We start from the raw sequence: 23,064 nt of genomic DNA, 5'->3' as shown, positions 1-23,064 counted from the left end.
GACCATGATGGCCGCGTATCGCGCGCTGGGGCGGTAGCTCAGTTGGTTAGAGCCGGGGACTCATAATCCCTTGGTCGCGGGTTCGAGCCCCGCCCGCCCCACGTCAGTTCCACCTTCCGGGTCGTGACCTGAGTGTTCGCGGTCCCTGGCCCGGCGACGGTTAGAGTTTTGCGGGTGGCCAGTCACCCTCCCGTCGAGGGCTCACCGGATCTGCGCGCGGTCGCCGCACTGCTGCTCGGCGAAGTGTCCACGCTGGCCGACGACATGCTCGAGTTCTTGGCCGCACACATCCCCGAGATCGGTGCCGACGCCGAGTTGCGCGGGCTGACGCTGGGTTCGTGTTCGTCGAACCTGGAAGCCGCCTTGTCGATGGTGCGTCACGGCATCGACGCCGCAGTCGCGGAGGCGCCGGTGACCGCACTCGAACATGCCCGGGCGATGGCGGCCCGGGGCCACAGCGTCGACGTGATGCTGCGGTTCTATCGGCTGGGCCATCGCTACTTCATCGACCGCTTCGCCGAGGAGATCTCTGCCCAGGTCTCCGATCCGGCTCAGTCGCTGAACATCTTCCTCGACATGGAACGGTTCGGGTTCCACTACATCGATCGGATCTCGACACTGGTCGCCTCGGAGTATGTCGCCGCTCTCGACCGGCAACAGCACCGGGCTCGTGCCGAGCGCGACGACATCGTGCGGGCACTGCTGGCGACCGAGCGGGTCAACCTGGGCCGGGCCGAGACGGTACTCGCCCATCCGCTCACCTGCCGCCAGCTCGGGTTTGTCTGCTGGTCGGCTGCCAACAGCGCCGATCTGTCCGGTGTCGCGCAACGGTTCGCCAAGCACGTCGGCGCCGAGCGCGCGCTGGTCCTCTCCGACGGACCGCGCGCAGCGTGGGGCTGGGTGGCTGTGTCCACCGGCACCGCCGCGTCGACCGCGCAGGCAGTCTCGGGGATCAGGCTGGACCCCGATGTGCACCTCGCCGTCGGATCGGTGCACACCGGGCCTGCCGGCTTTCGGACCTCCCATCGTGAGGCCCTGCGCGCCAGGCGAATTGCCGAGCTGGCGAGGTGGTCGGCGCCGTCGGTCACCGCCTACCGTGATGTGGCACTGGTCGATGTGATGTCCCACGACCTGGAGGCCGCCCGTGCTTTCGTCGAGTCGGAACTGGGTGAGCTCGCCACAGATGATCAGCGCGGTCGCGCCGAGCGCGCGGCGCTGCTGGCGTTTCTCTCCGCGCAGGGCAGCCTGAAGGCCGCCGCCGCGCACCTGGGCATTCATCGCAACACCGTCCTGCAACGGGTCCACCGCGCAGAGCAGCGCATCGGGGGGCCGGTGCAGGCCAGGATCGCCGAAGTGCATGCCGCATTGCTGATGTGTGACGTGCTGGGAGCCTCGATATTCGAGCACGCATAGTCCTGCTCCAGTGCAGATGGTTCCCACGATGTGCTCTGAGCACATAACTGTGTGCCGGGGAGTCCTTGTCGACGGGTGCGGGGCGTCGGTACTTTTGCCGACATCACGACGAACGTTGCGCGAACAGGACAAGGCCCGTGACACTGACACCGCAGCAGACAACCGCTTCACCTGCGGCGAACCTGCCGCTGCCGGACACCGGCGAACGAGTTCCCCAGGTTTCGTGGCCCACGGTTGCGTTGTTCGCCGGAGCCCTCACCGCCTTCGGTCTGAGCACCTGGGCGGCCCTCACCGCAACGCTGCCCTCGGCGGTTACCATCGTGGCGAGCGCCGCGGCGATCTTCGTGCTGTTCACTGTGCTTCACGATGCGTCGCACTACTCGATCAGCCGTCACCGGTGGGTCAACGTGACGTTGGGGCGTATCTCGATGCTCTTCGTGTCGCCGCTGATCTCATTCAAATCCTTCGCCTTCATTCACATTGAGCACCACCGCAACACCAATGACGGCGACAACGACCCCGATCACTTCGTCAGCGCCGCACCGTGGTGGCAGGTTCCGTTCCGGTTCGCCATCATGGATGTTCCGTACCTGCGTTTCCTGGCCCGAAATCTGAAGAGCCGCCCGCGTTCTGAACTCATCGAGACCGCGGCGCTGATGACACTCACCGGCGTGGCCGTCATCACCGCGGCATCGACCGGACATCTCTGGATGCTCGCGGTGGTGTACCTGATTCCCGAACGCATCGCGATGTTCGTGCTCGCCTGGTGGTTCGACTGGCTGCCCCATCACGATCTGAAGGACACTCAGCAGGGCAATCGGTACCGGGCCACCCGCAACCGGGTGGGCGCGGAGTGGATTCTCACCCCACTATTGCTGTCGCAGAACTATCACCTGGTCCACCATCTCCACCCGTCCATTCCCTTCCACCGCTACATCGCAGCATGGCGACGCAACGAAAACGCCTACCTGGACCGGGATCCGGCGCTGATCACCGCGTTCGGCCAACAACTCGACGCCGGCGAGTATCGCGAGTGGGACCGTCTCAACGGGAAGCTCGCCCGCCTCCTTCCGGTACGTGCCCCGCGCACTCGAGGTGTCGAGGTCACCCACGCGGTCACCATCCGCAACGTCGTGGCGATGACACCCGACAGCGTGAAAGTCACCTTCGCGGTCCCTGCCGAACTGCGGGAACGCTTCGCGTTCGAGCCGGGCCAGCATCTGACGGTGCACCATCGCATCGACGGTCATGACGTTCGGCGCACGTATTCGATCTGCAGCTCGCCGGAGTCGGGCGAGCTGGCGATCGCCATCCGGCAGGTGCCGGACGGGTTGTTCTCGACGTTCGCGGTGACGCAACTGCGTGCCGGCGACACGATCCGGCTCAGCCCGCCCGCAGGGAGTTTCGGTACCGCGTTCACGGCGGCGGCGCAGCGCAACTATGTCGCCATCGCCGCCGGAAGCGGCATCACCCCCATCATGTCGGTGCTGCGCGCAGCTCTACACGTCGAACCGCTGAGTCGGTTCACGCTGATCTACGGGAACAGAACCCCGGAGTCCACCATGTTCGCCGACGAGATCGCTGACCTTAGAAACGAGTTCCCGGAGCGGTTTCACATCGTGCACGTCCATTCCCAGCACATCGCCGATTCTTCGAGTGCGCAGGGGCGCATCGACTACCCGTTGGTGAAGCGGGTTGTCGGTGACGCCGACAGCGTCGACCGATGGTTTCTCTGCGGCCCGCAATCCCTGGTCGTGACACTGCGGGACAACCTGGTCGAGGATGGGGTCGACCCGGCCCGGGTTCATCTCGAACTGTTCCGGGCCGAACGGGCCGGCGGGCGGGAGACGGCCGGTACCGACGCGCAGGTTGCGATCACGCTCGGCGGAATCAGCCGCAGCGTGCGCGTCAGCGCGGGCGAAACCCTGCTCGAGGCCGCGCTGCGCAACGATATCGACGCCCCGTACGCGTGCCTGGGTGGGGCCTGCGGCACGTGCACTGCGACGATCACCCGGGGCGAAGTCACCATGGAGCAGAACTTCGCCCTCAGCGCCGGTGAGGTGCGGGCCGGCCGGGTTCTCACCTGCCAGTCGCGGCCCACCACCGACTCGGTCGGTGTCGATTACGACGCCTGACCCGCCGATGTCGATTACCGTGCGCTAGCCGGTTCTGGCTGTGACCTGCTGCGGAGTGATGCGAAGCGCCACCCGCGGCTTGCGGCCCCTGGCCAGGAGGGCTTCAAGCGTGGTGATGACGTGAAACTGGAGCCCGTACTTGCGGCGGATCAGTTGCTCGACGTGTGACACCGCAGCCGGTTCCTCTTCGACTACGGCAGTGCCGATCAGCTCAGGGTCTACCGGATCGACTTTTCCCATGCGACCCGAGCGGATCACGACCACCCGCGGATCACGCCGCACCCGTTTGACTTTCCATGCCTCGGCCGGGGTCCAGGCGACCAGATCGTCGCCGTCGGCGGCGATCCACATTGCCGACCCGACCGGAGTTCCGTCACGCTTGTAGGTGATCAGGGAGACGAAGTCCGTCTCGCCGAGATCCTTCGCCAGGGCCGCCACGGCGGGGTCGTCGTCCTTCATGGGTCCACTATGCCCCGGCCGCCGCCCATTGGCGGTCCGGGCGCCTATTCGCAGGCGATCCCGTTACCGTCCCGGTCGAGGTCGTAGATGTCGCTTCCGATCACTCGCACCGGACCGGAGACGTACGCGGGGCCGTTGCCACTACCCCCGGCACAGTCGACGTCGCTGGCGATCGGGACGCACGCACCCGAGTAGTTCGGATCGCAGGGTTCCTGCTGCGCGGGTAGGGGTGCGCCGTGAAGGCCCGAGGTCGGCGCCGTCGACAGGCCGCCGGTACCGGCGCCGGCGGCGGGAGCGACCGCCAACATCACGGCAAACACAACTGTCACAAGAGTAAATTTCCCCACGGTGGGACATGATAGGTCGGCACGCTGCGCAGCCCCGCACCGGGGTGCCCGAACATTATTGGGTGCCAACGTCTGTCGCGTCACCATGCAGCGACGGCCGCACCGCCGTTCGTCAGCTGCCGCGGGAGCCGAGCTGCGGCACTGAATAGATCCAGGAAACGATCGGTGGGATCCAGAAAACGAACAACTCGAACCGATCGCGTGGTAGTGCGGGGTTGTGCGCCGCGGCGACGGGGCAGGCAACGGCGCTGCCGGCGGAGCTGAACCGTCCGGCTGGCGGTTGTCGTCACCTACCTACTCGTGGATAAGCCCTGCTCACAGCGTTACTGCGGCAGTCGCGCGCCGTAGCCGGGGCGTGTCCGCGCAGATCCTGGGCGGCGGCTACCCACCTCCGTCACCGTGATCCACCCGATCAGACCGAAGGTCTAGGTTGAGTCCATGCAGCGCGACGAACGGGCCGCCCACGACCAGATGGAAAGGCTGGTTGAGGTGATCGTCGCAATCGGTTCCGACCTGGACCTCGACGTGACTCTGCGACGAATCGTCCAGGGCGCCAAAGCCCTCAGTGCCGCCCGCTACGCCGTGTTGGGAATCCGTGCGGCCGGTGGCGCGTTGGAGTCGTTCGTCTGTGACGGTATCGACGAGATCGCGGCGCATCGGTTCGCCGACTTGACCGTCGGTGACGGTCTTCGGATCGACGACATGTCCGCGCATCCGGGCGTCGCCACCTCGCCGGGTCGGGGTCCGGAGATGCGGGCGTTGCTCGCGATACCGATCAGGGCCCGCGGCAACGACTTCGGAGTGCTCTACCTGCTCGACGATCGGCCGGATCGGGAGTTCTCGGACTCCGAGGAGGGAGCGGTGCGTGCGCTGGCGACGGCAGCGGCCGCCGCCATCGACAACGCGCGACTCTTTGCCCGACAACGTGAATCGGCCAAATGGATGAGAGCCAGCCGCGAGATCACCACCGCGCTGTTGTCCGGCGACCCGCAGACCGGGCCGTTGCAGCTGATCGTGAACCTGGCTCTGGAGTTGGCCGACGCCGAGCAGGCGATCCTGTTGGTGCCGGGGGACTCTGATCTGTCCGGCGGCGGGGGTGAGCGGCTCGTCGTCGCCGCGACCGCGGGCCGCTATGCCGCCGAGGTGATCGGGCGTCAGGTGCCGATGGACGGTTCCACGACCGGTGGTGTGGCACGTCGCGGCCTGCCGCTGATCACCGACTCATTCCAGTATCCGATCGAGGGTTTCACCGATGCCGGTGAGCGTTCGGCGATCGTAATGCCGCTCATCGCCGACGATGCGGTGCTCGGAGTGATCGCGGTGGCACGCCGCCCCCGACAACAGGCATTCGACAACGATTACCTGGAACTCGTCAGTGATTTCGCCCGGCACGCCGCAATCGCTCTGGCGCTCACTGCCGGCCGTGAACATGCGCTGAATCAACAACTTGCAGAAGCGGATTCAGTCGCCTCCGCCTTGGACGCGGCGGCCGAGGAACTGCGCAGGCTGTGGCGGGCGCGCTGCGTGCTGGCCGTCACCTTCGCGACCCACACCGCGTCGACGGAACCCGCGCCCACCGTGGTCTCGGTCGGTCGGCGCACCGGATGGACCGATCTGGGACCGCAGACCCGTCGGGCGATCATCGCGTTACGTGACGGCGATCTGCTGACCCCGAGCGCGGTGCTGCCGGGGACGGCAGGCATCGCGATCCAGCATCCCGAAGGTGTCCTCGTCGTTTGGATCGAACTGTCTGATGACCGGCGGTTCACCCTCGAGGACCAGACGCTGTTGACGGTGCTGGCCGGCCGCCTGGGCCAGGGTCTGCAACGGGTGCACCGGGTCGACCAGCAACGCGAGACCGCGCTGACCCTGCAGCACGCCATTCTCGGCCCGGCCGACTTGCCGCACGGTTTTGCGGTGCGCTACCAGGCGGCGAGTCGTCCCCTGCAGGTCGGCGGTGACTGGTACGACGTCGTCGACCTCGACGACGGCCGCATCGCGATGATCGTCGGCGACTGTGTCGGGCACGGATTGACCGCCGCCACGGTGATGGGACAGGTGCGCAGCGCCTGCCGGGCGTTGCTGTTCGACAACCCGAGCCCCGCGGCAGCCCTGGCGGGACTGGATCGCTTCGCGGCGCGGCTGCCCGGCGCACTCTGCGCCACGGCGATCTGCGTGGTGCTCGACCCGGCCAGCGACGAACTCGTCTACTCCAGTGCGGGACACCCGCCGCCGATCCTGGTCCACGCCGACGGTGGCATCCGGCTGCTCGAGGACGCCCACACCATCGCGCTGGGTCTGCGCGTCGGCCGGCCCAGGCCGCAGGCCCGCGTGGCGATTCCCTCCGGCGCCACACTGCTGCTCTACACCGATGGGCTGGTCGAACGCCGCCGGGCGCTGCTCGAAGACGGGATCTCCCGTGCCGCCGCACTGGTCGGACAGCACCGAACGTCCCCTTTGGAGGAGCTGGCCGATCACATCATGTCGCGGCTGGCGCCGGTCTCAGGCTACGAGGACGACGTCGCGCTGCTGCTCTACCGACATCCCGCGCCGCTGGAACTGAACTTCCCCGCCGACGTGAGCCACCTCGCGCCGACCCGCTCCGCGTTGCGCAGTTGGTTGACCAGAGCGCGAGCTGACCCGGGCCGGGTGATGGACGTGCTGGTCGCCGCGGGGGAGGCCGTCGCCAACGCCATCGAACACGGTCACCGGCACCGGTCGGGGGGCACGATCACCCTGCGCGCCACCGCGCTGGTGGACCGGGTGCGCGTGACCGTCGCCGACACCGGGTCCTGGAAGGCGGCGCAGCCGCCCGGCAACTCGCATCGCGGTCGGGGGATCCCGCTGATGCGCGATCTCATGCACGATGTCGACATCGACCGGGGAGGCTCGGGAACCACCGTTCGACTCGACGTGAGGATCACCTGATGGCCACGCCGCTGACCATTGACGTCATTCGCAGCCCGGCCGAGACCATCACCCTGGCGGCGGCCGGAGAGATCGATCTGAGCAATGTCGACGCGTTCAGCCGGGCCGTCACCGCCGCCACCGCCGAGGCCGCCCGAAGCGGAGCACGGTTGATCGCCGACCTCGCCGCGGTGGAGTACCTCGACAGCGCGGCGATCAGCGTGTTGTCGGTGCGTGCCGACCAGATCGACACCGTCGTCGTGCATCCGCTGCTGCACTCCGTCTTCGTGATCAGCGGGCTGGGAGAGCTGATGACCGTGGAAGCCGCGACCGCCGACTGAGCCGGTTCCCCTAGGGTGGGGACACATGGATGTCTCCCTTTTGGCTTTCGAATGGACGGACACCAGTAGGCACTGGCTCATCGAGGTCCCGATAAGGATCGTCGCCTACCTCACCGTCGTTCTCATCGTCCGGTTCGTCGTGCACCGCATGATCGACCGCGCCACCACCGTCAGGACCCGCAACGATCGCAGCTCCGCTGACAGCGAGCGCTCCAGGACGCCGCCGCTGGTGCGCCGCCTGCGGGACCGGGTGCCGTCGTCGGCGAGCAGCGATCAGGTCGCCGCCCGTAGGCAACAGCGCGCGCAGACGATCGGCTCGGTGTTGAAGTCCACTGTGTCGATCGTGCTGCTGGTGTGGGTGGTGCTCGCGGTGCTCAACGTGCTGGGTGTCAACATCGCGCCGTTCATCGCTTCGGCTGGTGTGGTCGGCTTGGCCATCGGCTTCGGTGCGCAGAACCTGGTGCGCGATTTTGTGACCGGCGTGTTCATGCTGTTGGAAGACCAATACGGGGTCGGTGACACAGTCGACCTCGGCGAAGCGATCGGCGAGGTCGAGAGTGTCGGCCTGCGCATCACGACGGTGCGAGATATCGACGGCACGCTCTGGTATGTCCGCAACGGTGAGATCGCCCGCGTCGGCAATATGAGCCAGGAGTATGCCGTGGCGCGCATCGAGGTGCCGGTCTCATTGAATGCCGACGTGGACCGGGCCGAGCGGGTCGCCGTGGAGGCGGCCGAAGAGGCCGTTGCCGACCCGGCGCTGGCGGGCAAAGTGATCGGCGAACCCGAGATGTTGGGTGTGCAGGAACTCTCACCGGACCTGATCAGGCTGCGGATGACGGTGAAGGTGCGTCCTAACGCGCAGTGGGCGGTGCAGCGCAAACTGCGGCGGGCGATTCTGCGGGCCTACGACGAGCATGGCATCGATCTGCCCTACCCGGGCGGGCGGATGCAGGCGGTCATCGCCGAGTAGCCCGGGAGCTGACTCAGGGCTGACCCGCCTCATCGGCGGCTGCCGCGGTGCCGCCGTCGTCCTGGCCGCCGGCCGGTCCGGTGTCACCGGACCGGGCGTCTAGGCCGGGTTGCCCGTCAGCGGTGTACTCGGCCTGCTCCCCGGTGTCCTCGCCGGCCTCGCCGCTCGCATCCGTGCCGGCCTCTTCATCAGCCTCTTGGTCGGCCCCCTCGGTGCTGCCTTCGGCCCCCTCGGTGCTGCCTTCGGCCCCCTCGGTGGTCCCTTCGGCCCCGTCGTGGCTGGATTCCTCGGTGGTTCCGTCGACGTCCTGCGGATCGGTTTCGGCCGTCGATCCCGGTGCTGATCCCGGTTGAGCTGCGGGCTCCCCGGCCGCGTCGGTCTGCTCGTCGGCGGCCTCGGTGCCGGCAAGCGCCACCGTGGTCGACGCGGAATCCGCGGCGGACGGCAGCGGGAAGTTCGGCAGCGGCGGCAACGGGAACGGGAACCAACCGCCGGACAGCACGTACTGCACTTCGCCGACGATCCCGTTGTACACACCGGTCAGCGCGGTGTCGATGATCCGGCCGATGCCGTTGACCCACACGCTGAGGTTCAGCGGGTCGTTGACCACCGGATCGAGGAAGTCATAGACGAAGCTGTCCACCACCGGCAGCACGAAATCGGGGTACCAGATGTAGATCTGGTCGGAGATCAGGTAGCCGAACGGGATCCAGTTGATCAGCCATGGGCCGAGTTCGAGCGAGACGTAATTGGCCCAGTAGCGCGAGATCGAGTAGACGCCGTTGATGAGGTCGGATGCGGCGTTCTGCGCCTCGGGATCCGCCAGGGCCCGGTCGCTGTCCCGGGCGTCGGCAGACGTGTCAGGGGATGCGGGGCTGCCGCCGCCCGGCGCGAGGGTGTCCCTTCGGATTTCGGGCGCCGGATCGAGGCGGCCGATCAGCTCGAGCGCGGCTCTGACCTCGGCGGGCCCGGTGGTGGCCGGCTCTACCGAGGCGGGTGTGGTGGCGTTGCTGTCACCGCTGAAGGCCACCGGCGCAACGACCTCGATCGTCCTCATCGTGGCAGGCAAGACCGAGGGGGTGAACACCAGCGCCCCGCCGGTGACCGCCACGACGCCGGCCGCCAAAGCCGCGCGTGTTGAAACGTTCATCCGGATCCCCACCTCGATCGACCGACTCAGAAGCTAAAAATACGCTCCTGGCAGCGAATTCACAGCGTTTCGGGCCGCGGCGGGTCGCGGTGGGGCAGCGCTCACCATCCCCTCGAACCGGGTACGCCCTTGAACGGTCCGGCGACACGACTCGTGATCCACCCGCCGTAGAAACCTCCCGGTTGGGCGACCACGTCCTCGCCGTCGACGGTGCACCGGTCCACCGATGCCGGCATGACCGCGACAGCCCCCGCGATCGCGGCGAACGGGGGCGCCGGATGCGGATAGGTCCAGGCGGCCTGGTGTGCGACCGCGGCGGGGGTCACCAGGTCGAAGTAACTCGCCTGCCCTTTCCATTCACACCACGACGAGCCCGCGGTCTTGCGCAGGACGCCGGCACGGAAGGCTGACTGCGGAAGGTAATACGTTGGCGGATGGCTGGTTTCGAGGACCCGCCAGGCCCGGTCGGTGTGGGCGATCTGCTGGCCGCCCAGCTCCACGGTGATCGTGCCGGCGAACTCCTCCAGCCGCGGTGGGCGCGGATAGTCCCACACGGACTCCTGTCCGGGGCGGGGTATCTCGGGGACGGGCATGCAGCCGAGTGTCGGGGACCGCCATCGCGGCGGCAAGGTCACCGCGGAAATGTCACCGACGCGACACCTGGCGAGAGAATGTCGAACGGGACGGTTGGTGAACGGCCGCGCGGAATGCGGCAAGGGTGCACCGTGGACACATGACGATTCGTGAGCAGAAGCACCGGAGCACTGTGTTCGGTCACCCGATCGGGCTCACCAACCTGTTCGGGGTGGAGTTGTGGGAGCGATTCTCGTTCTACGGGATGCTCACCATCCTCGCCTACTACCTGTATTACTCGACGACAGACGGCGGCCTGGGCCTGCCGCAGAGCACCGCCACCGGGATCGTGGGCGCCTACGGCGGCCTGGTGTACCTGTCCACCGTGCTCGGTGGCTGGGTGGCCGACCGGCTGCTCGGCATGGAGCGCACCGTGTTCTACGGCGGTGTGGTGGTGATGGTCGGCCACATCGCGTTGGCGGTCCTTCCGGGCCTGGCCGGCGTCGGTATCGGGCTGGTCTGTGTGGCGCTGGGATCCGGGGCGCTGAAGGCCAATGCCTCGTCTCTGCTGGGAACCCTGTACGACAAGGGTGATCCGCGCGCCGACGGCGGGTTCACGCTGTTCTATCTCGGCATCAACCTGGGCGCGTTCGTCGGCCCGCTGCTCACCGGTCTGCTGCAGACGAGGGTGGGCTTCCACTACGGTTTCGGGGCCGCGGCGGTCGGCATGGCGCTGGGGCTGGCACAGTATGTGGTGTTCCGCCGCAACCTCGGTGAGCACGGACGCGAGGTCCCGAACCCGCTGCCGCGCAGCGCCGTCGGCAGGACGATCGCGATCCTGGTGGTGGGTGCGGCGGTGGTCGGCGCGGCGGTGGCATTGCAGTTCGTCACGCTGGCCAATCTGTCGCAGGTCACCACCGGGGTCATCGTCGTCGCATCGGTCGCCTACTTCGCGGTCATGTTCTCCAGCGCTAAGGTCACCGGGAACGAGCGGGTCAGGCTGCGGGCGTTCATCCCGCTGTTCGTCGCCAACGCGGTGTTCTGGTCGCTGTTCCAGCAGATCTTCACGGTGCTGGCCGTCTATTCCGACGAACGGATGAACTGGTCGATCTTCGGCTGGACCGCACCGGCGAGTTGGATCGGGTCGATCGAACCGGTGTGGATCATCCTGCTGTCACCGGTGTTCGCGGTGGTGTGGACCCGGCTCGGGACGCGGGCACCGACCACGCCGCGCAAGTTCGCCTACGGCGTGATCGGGATGGGGTTGGCGTTCCTGTGCTTCGTGCCGATGGCCGGCAGCACGGGGCCGACAGTGCCGGCATTGCTCGTGATGGCGATCATGGCAGGCTTCGCGGTGTCGGAGCTCATGCTGTCGCCGATCGGGCTGTCGGTGACCACCAAACTGGCGCCCGAGGCGTTCCGGGCGCAGATGATGGCGCTGTACTTTTTCTCCGTCGGCTTGGGGACCTCCATGTCCGGGGTATTGGCGCGGTACTACGACCCGACACGCGAGGTCGCCTACTTCGGCATCCTGGGTGGGGTGGCGGTCGCCGCCGGGGTGATCGTGTTCGCCCTCGCGCCGTGGATCAGCCGGCACATGGAGGGAGTGCACTGACCATCAGTCGGTGAGAGCGACGGTGGCCACCGAGGTCAGTTCGCCCTCGTCGTCGGGTTGTTCGAAGACGACCCGGGCGCTGCGCTTGTGCGCTTGGAAGCTGGCGATGGTGTTGCCGAACAGCGGTCCGCTGAGGTTGCGCCAGGACATCGGCAGGCGCGGGGAGCCGTGGCGCCGGGCCCACCGTCTGGTCAGCCGGGCGGCGCGGGCCGACCAGGCCAACTTGAGGGCCGGCTTCAGCGGTGCCGGAACATAATTGTGCACCGGCGAGCACACCAGTTGGTGGACTCGGGCGCCGGTGGATTCAGGAAAGTCCGCACGTGCGGCGTAACTGTGGTGGACGTCGCCGGAGAGCACCGACACCGTGGCGGGACCGCGGGCGGGATCCGAGGCCGCGGTCCGGAGCAGCTCGGAGAGCCGTAGAAACGAGTTCAGGAACGCCGGCCAGTGTTCGAGGTCCGCGGTCTGGCGCACCTTTTCGGCCAGTGCGCCGCGCACCCCGCCGCGGCCGGCGGCGAACTCGTTGATCGTCTGCAGGTCGCCGAGCGCGGGCGGCAGCAGCCAGGGAAGCGACGTCCCGATCAGCAGGTGATCCACGGCGGGCAGGTCGTCCCGGATCTGCTCTTCCAGCCACCGGAATTCGCGGTCGCCGAGCATTTTTCGGTCACCGCCGTCGAGTATGCGGGCGTTTCGCGAGTCCACCATGACGAGCCGGCTACGGCCCAGATCCCAGCGGAAACTGAACCGCAGACCCTTGTCTCCGTCGACCTCGGCGTCGGCGCGGTCGGCCAGCTCGACCAGATGCGGCCACCGGTCGCCGCCGCCGGCGGCGACCTTTCGGTAGTCCTCGTCGGTGGCGAGTTCATCGGGACTCAGGTTGCCGAGATGCTGGTAGACCCAGTACGAAGCGAGACCGGCATGGATCCGGTCCCGCCACCACGGCTTCTCGTTGACCTTCCGGCGCCACGCTCCCGAGGTGTTCCAGTCGTCGCGGATGTCGTGATCGTCGAAGATCATCGCGGTCGGCAGGGTCGACAGAATCCAGCGGATCTCGGGATCGCCCCAGGTGTGGCGGTACAGGCCTTCGTATTCGCCGAAGCTGACCACTTCGTCGGGTGGGCGCCGGCCGCCCCGCCGGTGCCGCGCCCCGCGGCGGCCGGCGAGTTGGCGGCGCGCGTCGGGGGTGAGTTCGTCGGCGTAGACCTGATCGCCGAGCAACAGCAACGCATCCGGCCACTCGTCGAGCGGCAGCGCGGTCAGCCGGGCGGCATAGCAGTCGAGCGCGTCGAGCCCCAGTTTGCGATCCAGTCTGTCGTCACCGGTCTTCGGATAGCGACACGACCCGAAGATCACCCGCAACCGGTCGGCGCGGTCCACGCCTCGGGTGCGGATGACGCTGGGTGGGAACTGCGAATCGGGCTCCGGCCAGGCCTGGGCACCGTCGATGCGCACCTGGTACTCGACCGTCGAACACGGTGCCAGACCGCGCACCGGCACCAGTGCGTAGTGAAAGCCCTGGACTTCGAACGTGCGCGCCGAACAGCCGAGGATCTCCACCTCCGCCGGTGCGTCGGTCTGCACCCATACCTGCGCGGTCGTTTCGCCGACGTGGCGCAGCACCGGACCGAGAACGAGGCTCACCGGCACAGCTTAGGGGCGCCACCCCGGTGACCTGACCGCGCCGCCGCCGCGGTCACCTCGAGCCTGTGGCGATCCCGATTTGCTGAAAGTGCCGGGCGCGTCAATTCCGAAGAACTTGCCGACGCAACGGCATCGGTGACGTCGCGGGCAAACCCGGCGGGAATGCTCCAGAAGTTTGCTGGGAAGTGGTAGGTTTCGCTGGCTACGTCAACGCTGGGGGTCAACGTGGACCGGTGCCCGAAATCGCGCCCACCGAGTAGTTCGTTGCGCGGTCTGTACTCCGGGGTCGTGCTCCTCGGCATCGGCATGGGCATGGTCGTGGGGCAGGGCGTCGCGGTGGCCAGTCCGGCCGAGTCATCAGAGCAGTCGGGGTCGTCGGGGGCCTCGCAGACCGGTGACACCAACGGCACGACCTCGGGCCCGGTGTCGGGCACCACCGTCGAGCCTGACCGCGACGACGCCGAAGCTGACGACGCGACCACCGGTGATGAGGCCGACCTCGACGCCGACCTCGACGCAGCTGACGGCGAAAGCGCTGATGACGGGGCTTTGGACGGGGCCCTGGACGGGGGAGCCGACGCCGGGGGAGCCGACGCCGAGGGAGCCGACGCCGAGGAGGCGACCGACGAAGCGGCCGACCGCGAGCCCGCCCCGCGTTCCTCCGCACGCTCACAGCAGAGAGCGGAGGCCGAGTCACCGGCGCCCGGAGCGCTGTCGGCCGAAGCGCTGTCGGCCGACGTCATGCAGGACGTGACCGCCGCCTCGCCGCAGCAGGGCGCGGTGACGGAGGCGCCACCGGTATCGGCCGCGGCGACCACCGGTACCCGCACCCTGCGCACCCTCGCCGATACGCGGCCGGTGACCGTGCAGAGCATGGTGACCGACGTGCTCACCTGGGTGGGGCTCCGCCCGATCGGCAGCGACAACCCCGCGCCGGGAACGCCGGTCTCGGCGTTGGTGCAGTCGCTGTGGCTGGCGGTGCGCCAGTTCCAGTACACCTGGAACAACCAGCGGCCCACCGCCGCCGTCACGATCTCGGGACCCGGCCCGGACGGCACCGTCGGCGGGAATCTGAACGCCGTCGACTACGACGACGTGGCACTGACCTACACCCTGGTCGCGGGGCCCACCCGTGGAAGGGTGGTGATGGACGCCGCGGGCGGTTTCGTCTACACCCCCGGCGCTGCCGCGGCGGGACGATCCGATACGTTCACGGTCCGCATCGACGACACCGGCGGCAACCCGTTCCATGTGCACGGCCTACTCGGCTTGCTGGGTATCACCCGGCCGACCGAAGTGACTGTCGTCATTGCTGCGAATCCGGCTGGGCCCCATAGTGTTCTGGCAGCCTTCGACATCGACGAATTGACCGCCCGGGGCGGGGTGGCGGTCCTGCCTGGCCGAGATCGCGCGGTCGGTGTCATCGACGGCCGGTTCACCGATCAGCTGGTGGTCAACGTCGAGGACGCCGCCGTGGTGTTGAACTCGCTGGCGTCAGCGTTGGGTGCCGCCGCGGATTTCGCCGAGCCGTCGGCCATCACGATCTCCACGGTGGGCCGCGGTGCGACCGCCGAGTATTTCTACCGTTATACCGAGAAGGTCGGCGCGGTAACGGTGCTGGGCTCCGAGGTGATCCTGGTGACCGATGCGGCCGGGACGGTCACCAGCGTGTTCAACTACTACCAAGGGCTGGGCGCGGACTTCGACGTCACACCCGACGAGTCGGTCGACGAGCACGACGAGGTGCGACTGGTCGCGCTGTCGGCCTACCTGGGTCCGGATGCCGACACGCGGACCCTTCAGCAGTGGCTTGCGGTCAGCACGTTCGCCCACGAACTGGTCGTCCATCCTCGCGAGGACGACGACACGCCGACGCTGGTATGGCGCGTCACGGTCGTGGTTCCCGACACCGGAGCGCTGACGCCGTCCGGGGCGAGCTACCTCATCTATGCCGACGGAGCGACCGCGGGCACCGTGATGGCCAGCACCTCTCATGTGCATTCGGCCACCTCGACCAGCACTGCCACAGACTGGCTCGGACAGTCTCGAGTCGTGACCATCGACACTCGAAAGGTGTTGTGGTACCGCAGTTATCAGCTCCTCGACGCCGGACGCAACATCACCACCTACAAGACCACCTACGGCTTGTTCGGGCTGGGCAGCCCCAAGCTGCCCGGTTCCGTGGTCAAGCGGGGGCTGTTCGGCTGGGACGCGGCCGCCGTGTCCGCTCACGCCAACATGGCGGTGGCCTACGACTACTTCCTCGACGTGCTGGGGCGGCAGAGTTTCGACGACGACGGTGCTTTGGTCGTGGTGAGCATCCGATACAACCCCCGGACGTCAGCCGGTGGCTACGCCAACGCGTTCTGGGATCCCAGCCGACAGCTGTTCGGCTTCGGTGACAGCGGCTATCTGCAGGCGGGTCTGGACATCGTGGCCCACGAGTTCAGCCATGCCGTGGTGTCCTATGTCGTCGGCAACGGCGGCAGCGTACTGGACTACGCCGAGTCCGGGGCCCTCAACGAGGCTTACGCCGATATCTTCGGCCTGCTGGTCGAGGGTAAGACCGGTGCGGACCGCTGGCTCATCGGCGAGGACTCGGCGCTGGGTGCCGTGCGTAACCTGGCCGACCCGACGTCGATCAGAACGGCCTACGGACCGCACCGCGACCGCTACAGCACCAGGTACACCGGGACCGGTGACGACGGTGGTGAGCACGTCAACAGCACCATCTTCAGCCATGCCGCCTACCTGATGATGACCAACTCCGCGACCGCCGGCGTCAGTGACCAGGCGTGGGCGAAGGTGTTCTATCACTCCCTGGGACGGTTGAGCCGCACCGCCCGCTTCGTCGACGGCCGGGCCGCGGTGCTCAGCACCGCACGCGCACAGGGGTTCACCGATGCGCAACTCGCCGCGATTGCGAGCGCATTCGACACCGTCGAGATCTACGGCGCCGCGGCATCATCGGCGATCGCCGCCTGACCGGTCGACCAACACCGCCCCATCGGGGCGGTTTCCGAGGGTCTGCAGGTCGATCGGGGAGCCGTCGGCCGTGCGCCGGATGATCTCGGCCAGCTGCACGGGCGCATCGCACTGCACGTAGTGGTCGGCGCCCGGGATCACCCAGTAGCGGTTCACGCCCGGTTTGGGTTTCAGGTACTGCTGCCACACGTGGTTGGCCACCCGCAGCGGGGCCACGCTGTCGTGCAGTCCCCAGACCAGCGAGACGTCGACATCGAGGGTGCCGAGCCGCTCCAGCCAACCGGTCTCGTCGGCCGCGCGCTCGTGCAGGTAGCGGACGGTGTCGGGCAACACGACCATTCCGTCGTTGTGCGCGAAACACTGTGCCAGCGCGGCGATCTCATCGTCATCGGACGATCTGCGGGGCATGAATGTGGTCGCCCCCAGGCCGGCCGCCAGCATCTGCGGGGTCGTCGCGGCCGCGGTGGCGCGGCCGGTGGCGTCGTCGAGCAGCGCGGTCTGGAACGCGGTGAGGTTCGCCAGCGGAAGATAGATGTTGGCGTTGGTCATGAACACGTCGGCCGGTGCGACACCGGAGTCGGCGAGCAGACCCAGCGCGATCATGCCCACGCTGCTACCGCGGTCGTGGGTGATCATCCGGTAGCCGTCACCCAACCGCCACACCTCGGTGATCGCATGCACCAGCAGCCGGGCATCGTCGTAGAGCGAATACACATACGGGGACGGCGGTTTCGCCGACAGGCCGTAGCCCGGGAAGTCCAGCACGTAGATGTCGAACCGATCGGCCAGTTCAAGAGTGAGCGCATGGTAATCCAACCCGCAGGTCGGGAAACCGTGCACACACACCAGAGCAGGCGCACCCTCGGTGCCGCAGCGGCGGAAGAACACCTCGACCTCGGTTCCGCCGTTCGCCGGTGTGGTCGAAGCCCAGGTCAGTCGGGTGCCGCCGCGCTGCCACTCGGTGAAGATGTCCACCCGTGGAAAGCTAGCCGCTGGGTTCTCGTCGAGGAGGTGTTTTCCGTGCCGCCCAGTTCGGAGTCCGACGACTCGGTACGAGGTGTCCTGGCGCTGTCCGCTCCCGTCGGGCTGGCCTTCATCCCGTTGGGCACCGCGTTGGGTCTGCTGGTCGTGCATGCCGGGTTGGCGTGGTGGTGGGCGCCGGTGTTCGCCGCGGTCATCTATGCCGGTTCGCTGGAGTTCCTGATGGTTCATCTGGCCGCGACGGCGGCGCCGTTGGCGACAGTGGCCCTGACCACCTTCGTGGTGAATTCCCGGCACGTGTTCTATGCGCTGTCGTTCCCGCTGCACCGGGTGCGCGGGGTCCCGGCGAAGCTGTACAGCACCTACACGCTCTCCGACGAGGCCTATGCCGTCGCCGCCGGTCCGCGAGCACGCTCGTGGACCACCCGTGCGATCCTGTCGATGCAGTTGTGTTTCCACCTGCTGTGGGTGATTGGAGCGACGCTGGGTGGTCTGCTCGGGCAGGCATTGCCGATCGAGCGGCTGACCGGGCTGGACTTCGCACTGACCGCGTTGTTCATCGTGCTGGGTATCGACGCCTACCGGCAACGGCCCGACCGCATCACCGCGGCGACCGCGGTGGTGTGCGCCGCCGCGGCGTGGCTGGTGGTGCCCGGCCAGTTGCTGGTGACCGCGTTCACCGCGTTCACCGGCGCCCTGCTGGCGCGGATGTTGCTGCGGCGACGGACCCAGGATGGCTGACAACGCCCACATCGCAGTGCTGGTGGCCGTCAGCGCGGCGGTCACCTGGGCGCTGCGTGCGCTGCCGTTCGCGGCGCTGGCGCCGCTGCGGCACAGCCGGGTGGTCAGATACCTCAGCGTGCACATGCCGGTCGGGGTGATGTTGATCCTGGCGGTCTACACCCTGCGCACCGTGTCCGGGACCACGCCGGTGCAGCTGATGTGGCTCGGGATCGCCGTCGCGGTCACCGCCGGTCTGCACCTGTGGCGCGGTCAGGCGTTGCTGAGCATCCTGGCCGGCACGTGCTGCTATGTGACGTTGATGTCGTTGTGGGGGTGACTCAGTCGGCCGCCTGCAGATAGGCGACCAGCGCGTTGGTCAGACCCCGGCGCGCGACGTCGAGGTCGGCATAGGAGCCCAGCTGGCGCTCGGAGACCAGACCCCGCATGGCGCCGGGAATCAGCGTGGCAACTTCGTCGACGCGTTGCGGATCGACCCCGAGGCCGGTGAAGGCGTTGCGGCAGATCTGCAGCCATGACTGTCCCCAGGAGTACAGTTCCGCCGCGGTCTGCGGGTAGAGCCGCTCCAGCTCGGCCGGATCCCGGGGCAGGGCCGCTCGCAGGTTCTCGATCGCCCGCGAATCCGGTTCCGCCAGACCGTCATACAATGTGTCGATGATGCTCGCGACCCGCTCGCGTAACGAGGCGTCGCCGGCGATAGCGGCGAACACATCGGCGCGCCGCTCCGCGGTGCGATGCAGTACCGCAGCCCAGAACCCGTCGGCGTCGCCGAACTGATATTGCACCGCACCCCAGGTCGCACCGATGTCCTTGGCGATCCGATTCGCCGAGACCGAACCCGGATCTCCCGAGGCCAGCGACCGCAGGGCCGCCTCCAGCATGTTCGCCCGAGTGGCCTGACCGCGCCGGTTCGGGCGTCGGGCGGAAGCCTCGGTCATAGGTGTCAGCCTACCCAACTTTTCGTAGAACCCACTATGTTTCTCTCGTCGACTGTTCTACTCTTCACGGCATGGCCACACCGCCCCTGTCGATGAAGCCGACCGGCTGGTTTCAGGTCGCCTGGTCCGACGAGGTCGGGGTCGGGGACGTGCGCACCATGAAGTACTTCGGCCAGGAGATGATCGCGTGGCGCGCCGAATCCGGACAGGTCACGGTGATGGACGCCTACTGCGAACACCTCGGCGCACACCTGGGTTTCGGCGGCTCCGTCCACGGCGAGGTGCTGCAGTGCCCGTTCCACGGTTGGCAGTGGAATCAGCAGGGCCGCAACGTCTGCATCCCGTACGAGGACCGGCCCAATCGCGGCCGTCGGATCAAGACCTACCCGGTGGTGGAACGCAACGAGGCGATCTACATCTGGCACGACATCGAGAACCGGCAACCGTTCTTCGAGGCTCCCGACATCTTCGCCGACTTCGGCGACGGCGCCGCCAGCGCCGACTACTACCCGCAGCAGCGGCTGTTCGAGCAGGGCCTGGAGATGCATCCGCAGTACGTGCTCGAGAACGGGGTCGACGTCGCCCATTTCAAGTACGTCCACGGCACACCCATCAACCCGATCTTCACCCGTCACGACTTCGACGGGCCGGTGTCCTACGTGGATTTCACGATCACGTTCGAAGGTGACGACGGACAGCGCATCGAGGACGTCGGCAGCGGTGTGGAGGCCATCAACGGCGGGCTGGGCATCGCGGTGACCAAGAGCTGGGGGATGATCGACAACCGCACCATCTCCGCGATCACCCCGGTCGACGACTCCACGTCCGACGTGCGGTTCATGGTGTACATCGGCAGGCCGAAAGGTGAGGTGCGAAACCCCGACCGCGCCCGGGCCAAGGCCGAAGAGTTCGGCGCCGAGGTGATCCGGCAGTTCCGCCAGGACATCCACATCTGGGCTCATCAGCGGTACTCGGACCCGCCCGCGCTGGCCAGTTCCGAACTCGAAGGGTTCACCGCGATTCGCGAGTGGGCCAAGAAGTTCTACCCCGACGGCAGGGGCGGCAGTGCCGCCGAGCTGGCCGCCCGTCCCGCGCTCTGACTCCCGAAAGGTATTCCCATGACGATCAAGGTATTCCAAGTTGCCACCGGCAATGTCGGCTCCGAGATGATCAAGCGGATCGCTGACCGGCCTGATCTCGAATTGGTTGGGGTGCACTGCTATTCGCCCGACAAGATCGGCCGCGACGCCGGCGAATTGGCCGGCTTGGCGCCCAACGGCGTCATCGCGACCGGCACGGTCGACGAGATCATCGCCGCCGAGCCCGACGTACTGACCTTCCACGGTGTCTTCCCCGACGAGGATCTCTACGTCACGGTGCTCGAAGCCGGAATCAACATCGTGACCACCGCCGACTGGATCACCGGATGGCACCGCGACCGCAACCACCCGCACCCGTCCGGCAAGCCGGTGTCCCAGCTGCTCCAAGAGGCCTGTGAGAAGGGGGCTTCCACGTTCTACGGCACCGGGATGAATCCGGGCCTGAACCAGATCCTCGGAGTGGTGTGTTCGGCCGACGTCGCCGAGATCGAGAACGTGACCACCATCGAATCGGTGGACGTGTCCTGCCATCACTCGAAGGACACCTGGATCGAGGTGGGATACGGGCAGCCCGTGGACGATCCGGACATTCCGGGCAAGCTGGAAAAGTACACCCGGGTGTTCGCCGACAGCGTGTACATGATGGCCGACTGCTTCGGTCTGGAACTCGACGAGGTGACGTTCAGCTACGAACTCGGCGCGTGCACCAAGGACATCGACCTGGGCTGGTATCAGCTGCCCAAGGGATCGCTGGGCGGCAACTACATCAAATACCAGGGCATGGTCGACGGCGTGCCCCGCGTCGAGACCCATCTGGAATGGCAGATGACCCCGCACACCGATCCGAGCTGGGATATCAAGGGCTGCTACATCACCCAGATCAAGGGCGATCCGAACATCTACAACAAGCACATGATCTTCCCGAAACCGGGCGTGGATCTGTCCGATCCGGCCAACTTCGCCTCGATCGGGATGACTGTCACCGGAATGCCCGCGCTGAGCGCGATCTCGTCGGTGGTCGCCGCCAGGCCGGGCGTCATCACCTCGGCCGATCTGCCGCTGCGCGGTTTCGCGGGCAGGTTCAAGCTCTAGCTTTCGGCGTTTCTTCGGCGTTCCTCGTCGATGCGCTGTCGGCGCGCCTGTGCACGGGTCGTGGTGCGCTTCGGCATGGTCAGTCCCGCCGTGTGCTTGGGCGGTAACCCCCGTGGGAGTACGAATTCGGCGGTGGGCACGCAGAGTTCAGGGAAGAGGAGCCTGCTGCCCGGGTAGGTGGTGGAGGTGCTGCCCTCCGGGTCTGTCCAGATGATGGTCCCATCCGGAAACTGCTCGTTGGACCAGCCTGGCCAGAATGTCTTCAGCAAGTGGTGTTCTCTGCAGAGGCAAGCCAGGTTCGACGCGCAGGTGGGTCCGTAGGGGTAGGCAATCGTGTGGTCGATGTCGGTGATGGTGGAAGGCCGCGAACATCCTGGGAATCGGCACGTCTGATCACGGCAGCGCACAAATTCGTCGAGTCGCCGTGACGGCCGGTATCGCGGTTCGGGCGGTGCCTGACCAGGGTGGACGAGAGTTGTGATGGTCGCATGCATCGCAGCCTGCGTGGCGACCGGCGCCGGGATGACCGCGCCTCCGACGATGGCTGCGGGTCCCGCCGGGCACGTCTGCCCGGGGCCGTCTGCGAGGGCAGCGACCAATCCGGCCAACGTGTAGGTGTACCAGGGACGGGGGAGTAATGGCGGGTTCTTTCCGGTCAGTGTGCGACGCAGGGCGGTGAGGTCGCCTGCCGTGTTGGGCCTGGTCGCCACCTCGGCGGGCTTCTCCTCGCGCGGGAGGTCTGGAACTGGGGGGTGGACCTTCGGCTGCCCATCGCCGGGGCCGCCCGTATGAGGTGAGCGTTGGGTGTTTGTCGCGTCCACGATGTCTGGGCGGCCGACCACGTGGATGACGACACCGCCGGCGGAGGGTGTCGCGGCGGCCTCGCAACCGTCGGTTTCGCACAGGCACGGCAGGCGGTCCCAGCCGAAGCCCATCGCACCGACCGCTGCGGCGCGGCGCTGGTCCAGATCGCGAGGGTCACGGGGGCACACTGTGCGTGCCAACGCATCGAGCCGTTGGTCGAAGGCTTCACCATCGGTGGCAGTCACGGTCGCTGTCACATAGGCGGTGCCCGTGGCGTTCTCGGTCGCCACCTCCACGTAGTTGCTGCGGTTGCTGGATTGACTGCGCCGCACTGCGTCGGGGTCGTGGAGCAGCACCAGGGCGTCGATGTCGCTCTGGGTTTGATCGACTGACCTGGCGCCCCAGGTGCACAGCGTGTCGGCCAGTTCGGCATCCAACGCACGCAACGCTTCTGCGTCCTTGACCAGCATCGTACGGGTGCACATCAGATGGACCAGGCGGTAGGCGATGAGGCCTTCGGCAAAGACCGCGGCGACTTTCGGCAGGCGTTCACGCAGCGTGACCGCATCCATCAGCAGTCCGCTGACCACCCCGCTGGTGACGGCGTGCGCAGCGCCGATCTGCGCGCACACGGCACTCCAGTTGTCGCAGCGCCATTGCTCACGATTGGCGGAGCCGGATGCCGCATAGGCGGCGGCGAGCATGTCGGCCATGTATCCCAACCGCGCCGAACAGGCGGCGTTCTCCAGTCGCGCGCACGCCCGGACCCCGGATCCTGGGGTGCGGGCGGCCGAGACGGCAGCGAGGAAATCATCGAACACACTTTCGAATGTAGCGGTGCGGAGCCTGCGCCGCATCGGCTCCGTCCG

19 protein-coding genes and 1 tRNA gene are annotated in these 23,064 nt (G+C 67.4%); 12 read left to right on the top strand and 8 right to left on the bottom strand.

The genetic code is table 11. The features are described 5' to 3' along the window. Nucleotides 1-27 precede the first annotated feature (27 nt). The 3 genes from ACNUDN_RS17825 to ACNUDN_RS17815 all read left to right on the top strand — a co-directional run bounded on the left by ACNUDN_RS17825 (nucleotide 28) and on the right by ACNUDN_RS17815 (nucleotide 3,548). Nucleotides 28-101, top strand: a tRNA-Ile gene (locus ACNUDN_RS17825). Nucleotides 102-174: 73 nt separating this feature from the next. After that, the gene (locus tag ACNUDN_RS17820) at nucleotides 175-1,413 is read left to right on the top strand and encodes a PucR family transcriptional regulator (RefSeq protein ID WP_419123131.1); all 1,239 of its coding nucleotides are present in this window, start codon (nucleotides 175-177) and stop codon (nucleotides 1,411-1,413) included. A 137-nt stretch (nucleotides 1,414-1,550) separates the two neighbouring features. Next, nucleotides 1,551-3,548, top strand: a complete 1,998-nt coding sequence (locus ACNUDN_RS17815) for a fatty acid desaturase (protein WP_419123130.1) — start codon at nucleotides 1,551-1,553, stop codon at nucleotides 3,546-3,548. A gap of 24 nt (nucleotides 3,549-3,572) precedes the next feature. Here the strand turns inward: ACNUDN_RS17815 and ACNUDN_RS17810 are convergent, their stop codons facing one another. Together ACNUDN_RS17810 and ACNUDN_RS17805 are read right to left on the bottom strand one after the other, a co-directional pair. Continuing rightward, nucleotides 3,573-4,007: a PPOX class F420-dependent oxidoreductase gene (locus ACNUDN_RS17810; protein WP_419123129.1), complete on the bottom strand. Its 435-nt coding sequence runs from the start codon at nucleotides 4,005-4,007 to the stop codon at nucleotides 3,573-3,575. 44 nt (nucleotides 4,008-4,051) lie between these two features. Next, a complete protein-coding gene (locus ACNUDN_RS17805) occupies nucleotides 4,052-4,336 on the bottom strand; it encodes a hypothetical protein (protein ID WP_419123128.1) in 285 nt (94 codons plus the stop codon). Between the two features lie 456 nt (nucleotides 4,337-4,792). On the opposite strand from ACNUDN_RS17805, the gene ACNUDN_RS17800 reads away from it, so the two are divergent. From ACNUDN_RS17800 to ACNUDN_RS17790, 3 genes are read left to right on the top strand one after another with little or no spacing between them, the layout of a single operon-like run. Then, the gene (locus ACNUDN_RS17800) at nucleotides 4,793-7,282 is read left to right on the top strand and encodes a SpoIIE family protein phosphatase (RefSeq protein WP_419123127.1); all 2,490 of its coding nucleotides are present in this window, start codon (nucleotides 4,793-4,795) and stop codon (nucleotides 7,280-7,282) included. Further along, on the top strand, nucleotides 7,282-7,602 hold the full coding sequence (locus ACNUDN_RS17795) for an STAS domain-containing protein (protein ID WP_419123126.1): 321 nt from the start codon (nucleotides 7,282-7,284) through the stop codon (nucleotides 7,600-7,602). The genes ACNUDN_RS17800 and ACNUDN_RS17795 overlap by 1 nt, the downstream gene beginning before the upstream one ends. A 25-nt stretch (nucleotides 7,603-7,627) precedes the next feature. Further along, nucleotides 7,628-8,575, top strand: a complete 948-nt coding sequence (locus ACNUDN_RS17790; RefSeq protein ID WP_419123125.1) for a mechanosensitive ion channel family protein — start codon at nucleotides 7,628-7,630, stop codon at nucleotides 8,573-8,575. Nucleotides 8,576-8,588: 13 nt separating this feature from the next. Here ACNUDN_RS17790 and ACNUDN_RS17785 read toward each other — a convergent pair whose 3' ends face one another. Both ACNUDN_RS17785 and ACNUDN_RS17780 read right to left on the bottom strand, forming a co-directional pair. After that, on the bottom strand, nucleotides 8,589-9,725 hold the full coding sequence (locus tag ACNUDN_RS17785) for an ICP22 family protein (RefSeq protein ID WP_419123124.1): 1,137 nt from the start codon (nucleotides 9,723-9,725) through the stop codon (nucleotides 8,589-8,591). Nucleotides 9,726-9,826: 101 nt separating this feature from the next. Continuing rightward, the gene (locus ACNUDN_RS17780; protein WP_419123123.1) at nucleotides 9,827-10,318 is read right to left on the bottom strand and encodes a DUF427 domain-containing protein; all 492 of its coding nucleotides are present in this window, start codon (nucleotides 10,316-10,318) and stop codon (nucleotides 9,827-9,829) included. 140 nt (nucleotides 10,319-10,458) lie between these two features. On the opposite strand from ACNUDN_RS17780, the gene ACNUDN_RS17775 reads away from it, so the two are divergent. Beyond that, entirely contained in the window at nucleotides 10,459-11,913 is a 1,455-nt protein-coding gene (locus ACNUDN_RS17775; protein WP_419123122.1) for a peptide MFS transporter, read from the top strand. Between the two features lie 3 nt (nucleotides 11,914-11,916). Here the strand turns inward: ACNUDN_RS17775 and ACNUDN_RS17770 are convergent, their stop codons facing one another. Next, nucleotides 11,917-13,554: an alkaline phosphatase D family protein gene (locus tag ACNUDN_RS17770; RefSeq protein ID WP_419123121.1), complete on the bottom strand. Its 1,638-nt coding sequence runs from the start codon at nucleotides 13,552-13,554 to the stop codon at nucleotides 11,917-11,919. Between the two features lie 264 nt (nucleotides 13,555-13,818). Here ACNUDN_RS17770 and ACNUDN_RS17765 point away from each other — a divergent pair, with 264 nt between their 5' ends. Next, nucleotides 13,819-16,539 (top strand): M4 family metallopeptidase, encoded by a 2,721-nt coding sequence (locus ACNUDN_RS17765; protein ID WP_419123120.1) that lies wholly within the window; start codon nucleotides 13,819-13,821, stop codon nucleotides 16,537-16,539. Here ACNUDN_RS17765 and ACNUDN_RS17760 read toward each other — a convergent pair. Next, complete coding sequence (locus ACNUDN_RS17760; protein WP_419123119.1) at nucleotides 16,519-17,514, bottom strand: alpha/beta fold hydrolase; 996 nt, start codon at nucleotides 17,512-17,514, stop codon at nucleotides 16,519-16,521. The genes ACNUDN_RS17765 and ACNUDN_RS17760 overlap by 21 nt on opposite strands. A gap of 45 nt (nucleotides 17,515-17,559) precedes the next feature. Between ACNUDN_RS17760 and ACNUDN_RS17755 the strand changes: the two genes are divergently transcribed. Both ACNUDN_RS17755 and ACNUDN_RS17750 read left to right on the top strand, forming a co-directional pair. Beyond that, nucleotides 17,560-18,261, top strand: coding sequence for an AzlC family ABC transporter permease (locus ACNUDN_RS17755; protein WP_419123118.1), 702 nt, complete (start codon nucleotides 17,560-17,562; stop codon nucleotides 18,259-18,261). After that, nucleotides 18,254-18,580 (top strand): branched-chain amino acid transporter permease, encoded by a 327-nt coding sequence (locus tag ACNUDN_RS17750; RefSeq protein ID WP_419123117.1) that lies wholly within the window; start codon nucleotides 18,254-18,256, stop codon nucleotides 18,578-18,580. The genes ACNUDN_RS17755 and ACNUDN_RS17750 overlap by 8 nt, the downstream gene beginning before the upstream one ends. A 1-nt stretch (nucleotide 18,581) precedes the next feature. On the opposite strand, the gene ACNUDN_RS17745 is transcribed toward ACNUDN_RS17750, so the two are convergent. Continuing rightward, nucleotides 18,582-19,199 carry a TetR/AcrR family transcriptional regulator gene (locus tag ACNUDN_RS17745; protein ID WP_419123116.1) on the bottom strand — a complete coding sequence of 206 codons (618 nt, stop codon included), beginning with the start codon at nucleotides 19,197-19,199 and terminating at the stop codon, nucleotides 18,582-18,584. Nucleotides 19,200-19,270: 71 nt separating this feature from the next. On the opposite strand from ACNUDN_RS17745, the gene ACNUDN_RS17740 reads away from it, so the two are divergent. Both ACNUDN_RS17740 and ACNUDN_RS17735 read left to right on the top strand, forming a co-directional pair. After that, nucleotides 19,271-20,299, top strand: coding sequence for a Rieske 2Fe-2S domain-containing protein (locus ACNUDN_RS17740; protein ID WP_419123115.1), 1,029 nt, complete (start codon nucleotides 19,271-19,273; stop codon nucleotides 20,297-20,299). An 18-nt stretch (nucleotides 20,300-20,317) separates the two neighbouring features. Further along, nucleotides 20,318-21,391, top strand: coding sequence for an NAD(P)H-dependent amine dehydrogenase family protein (locus tag ACNUDN_RS17735; protein WP_419123114.1), 1,074 nt, complete (start codon nucleotides 20,318-20,320; stop codon nucleotides 21,389-21,391). Here the strand turns inward: ACNUDN_RS17735 and ACNUDN_RS17730 are convergent. Further along, a complete protein-coding gene (locus ACNUDN_RS17730; protein ID WP_419123113.1) occupies nucleotides 21,388-23,016 on the bottom strand; it encodes an HNH endonuclease signature motif containing protein in 1,629 nt (542 codons plus the stop codon). The genes ACNUDN_RS17735 and ACNUDN_RS17730 overlap by 4 nt on opposite strands. Between the last annotated feature and the right edge of the window lie 48 nt (nucleotides 23,017-23,064).

The organism is Mycobacterium sp. smrl_JER01 (assembly GCF_048513595.2).
Taxonomy (GTDB): Bacteria; Actinomycetota; Actinomycetes; order Mycobacteriales; family Mycobacteriaceae; genus Mycobacterium.
Note: the sequence above shows the minus strand (reverse complement) of the source record. Positions and strands in the feature narration are given on the sequence as shown.

What these genes read in the sequence shown, in the direction of transcription:
- ACNUDN_RS17810 (WP_419123129.1), bottom strand. Translation starts at nt 4,007, where the DNA reads ATGAAGGACGACGACCCCGCCGTGGCGGCCCTGGCGAAGGATCTCGGC.
- ACNUDN_RS17750 (WP_419123117.1), top strand. Translation starts at nt 18,254, where the DNA reads ATGGCTGACAACGCCCACATCGCAGTGCTGGTGGCCGTCAGCGCGGCG.
- ACNUDN_RS17775 (WP_419123122.1), top strand. Translation starts at nt 10,459, where the DNA reads ATGACGATTCGTGAGCAGAAGCACCGGAGCACTGTGTTCGGTCACCCG.
- ACNUDN_RS17740 (WP_419123115.1), top strand. Translation starts at nt 19,271, where the DNA reads ATGGCCACACCGCCCCTGTCGATGAAGCCGACCGGCTGGTTTCAGGTC.
- ACNUDN_RS17795 (WP_419123126.1), top strand. Translation starts at nt 7,282, where the DNA reads ATGGCCACGCCGCTGACCATTGACGTCATTCGCAGCCCGGCCGAGACC.
- ACNUDN_RS17800 (WP_419123127.1), top strand. Translation starts at nt 4,793, where the DNA reads ATGCAGCGCGACGAACGGGCCGCCCACGACCAGATGGAAAGGCTGGTT.
- ACNUDN_RS17745 (WP_419123116.1), bottom strand. Translation starts at nt 19,199, where the DNA reads ATGACCGAGGCTTCCGCCCGACGCCCGAACCGGCGCGGTCAGGCCACT.
- ACNUDN_RS17785 (WP_419123124.1), bottom strand. Translation starts at nt 9,725, where the DNA reads ATGAACGTTTCAACACGCGCGGCTTTGGCGGCCGGCGTCGTGGCGGTC.
- ACNUDN_RS17790 (WP_419123125.1), top strand. Translation starts at nt 7,628, where the DNA reads ATGGATGTCTCCCTTTTGGCTTTCGAATGGACGGACACCAGTAGGCAC.
- ACNUDN_RS17780 (WP_419123123.1), bottom strand. Translation starts at nt 10,318, where the DNA reads ATGCCCGTCCCCGAGATACCCCGCCCCGGACAGGAGTCCGTGTGGGAC.
- ACNUDN_RS17735 (WP_419123114.1), top strand. Translation starts at nt 20,318, where the DNA reads ATGACGATCAAGGTATTCCAAGTTGCCACCGGCAATGTCGGCTCCGAG.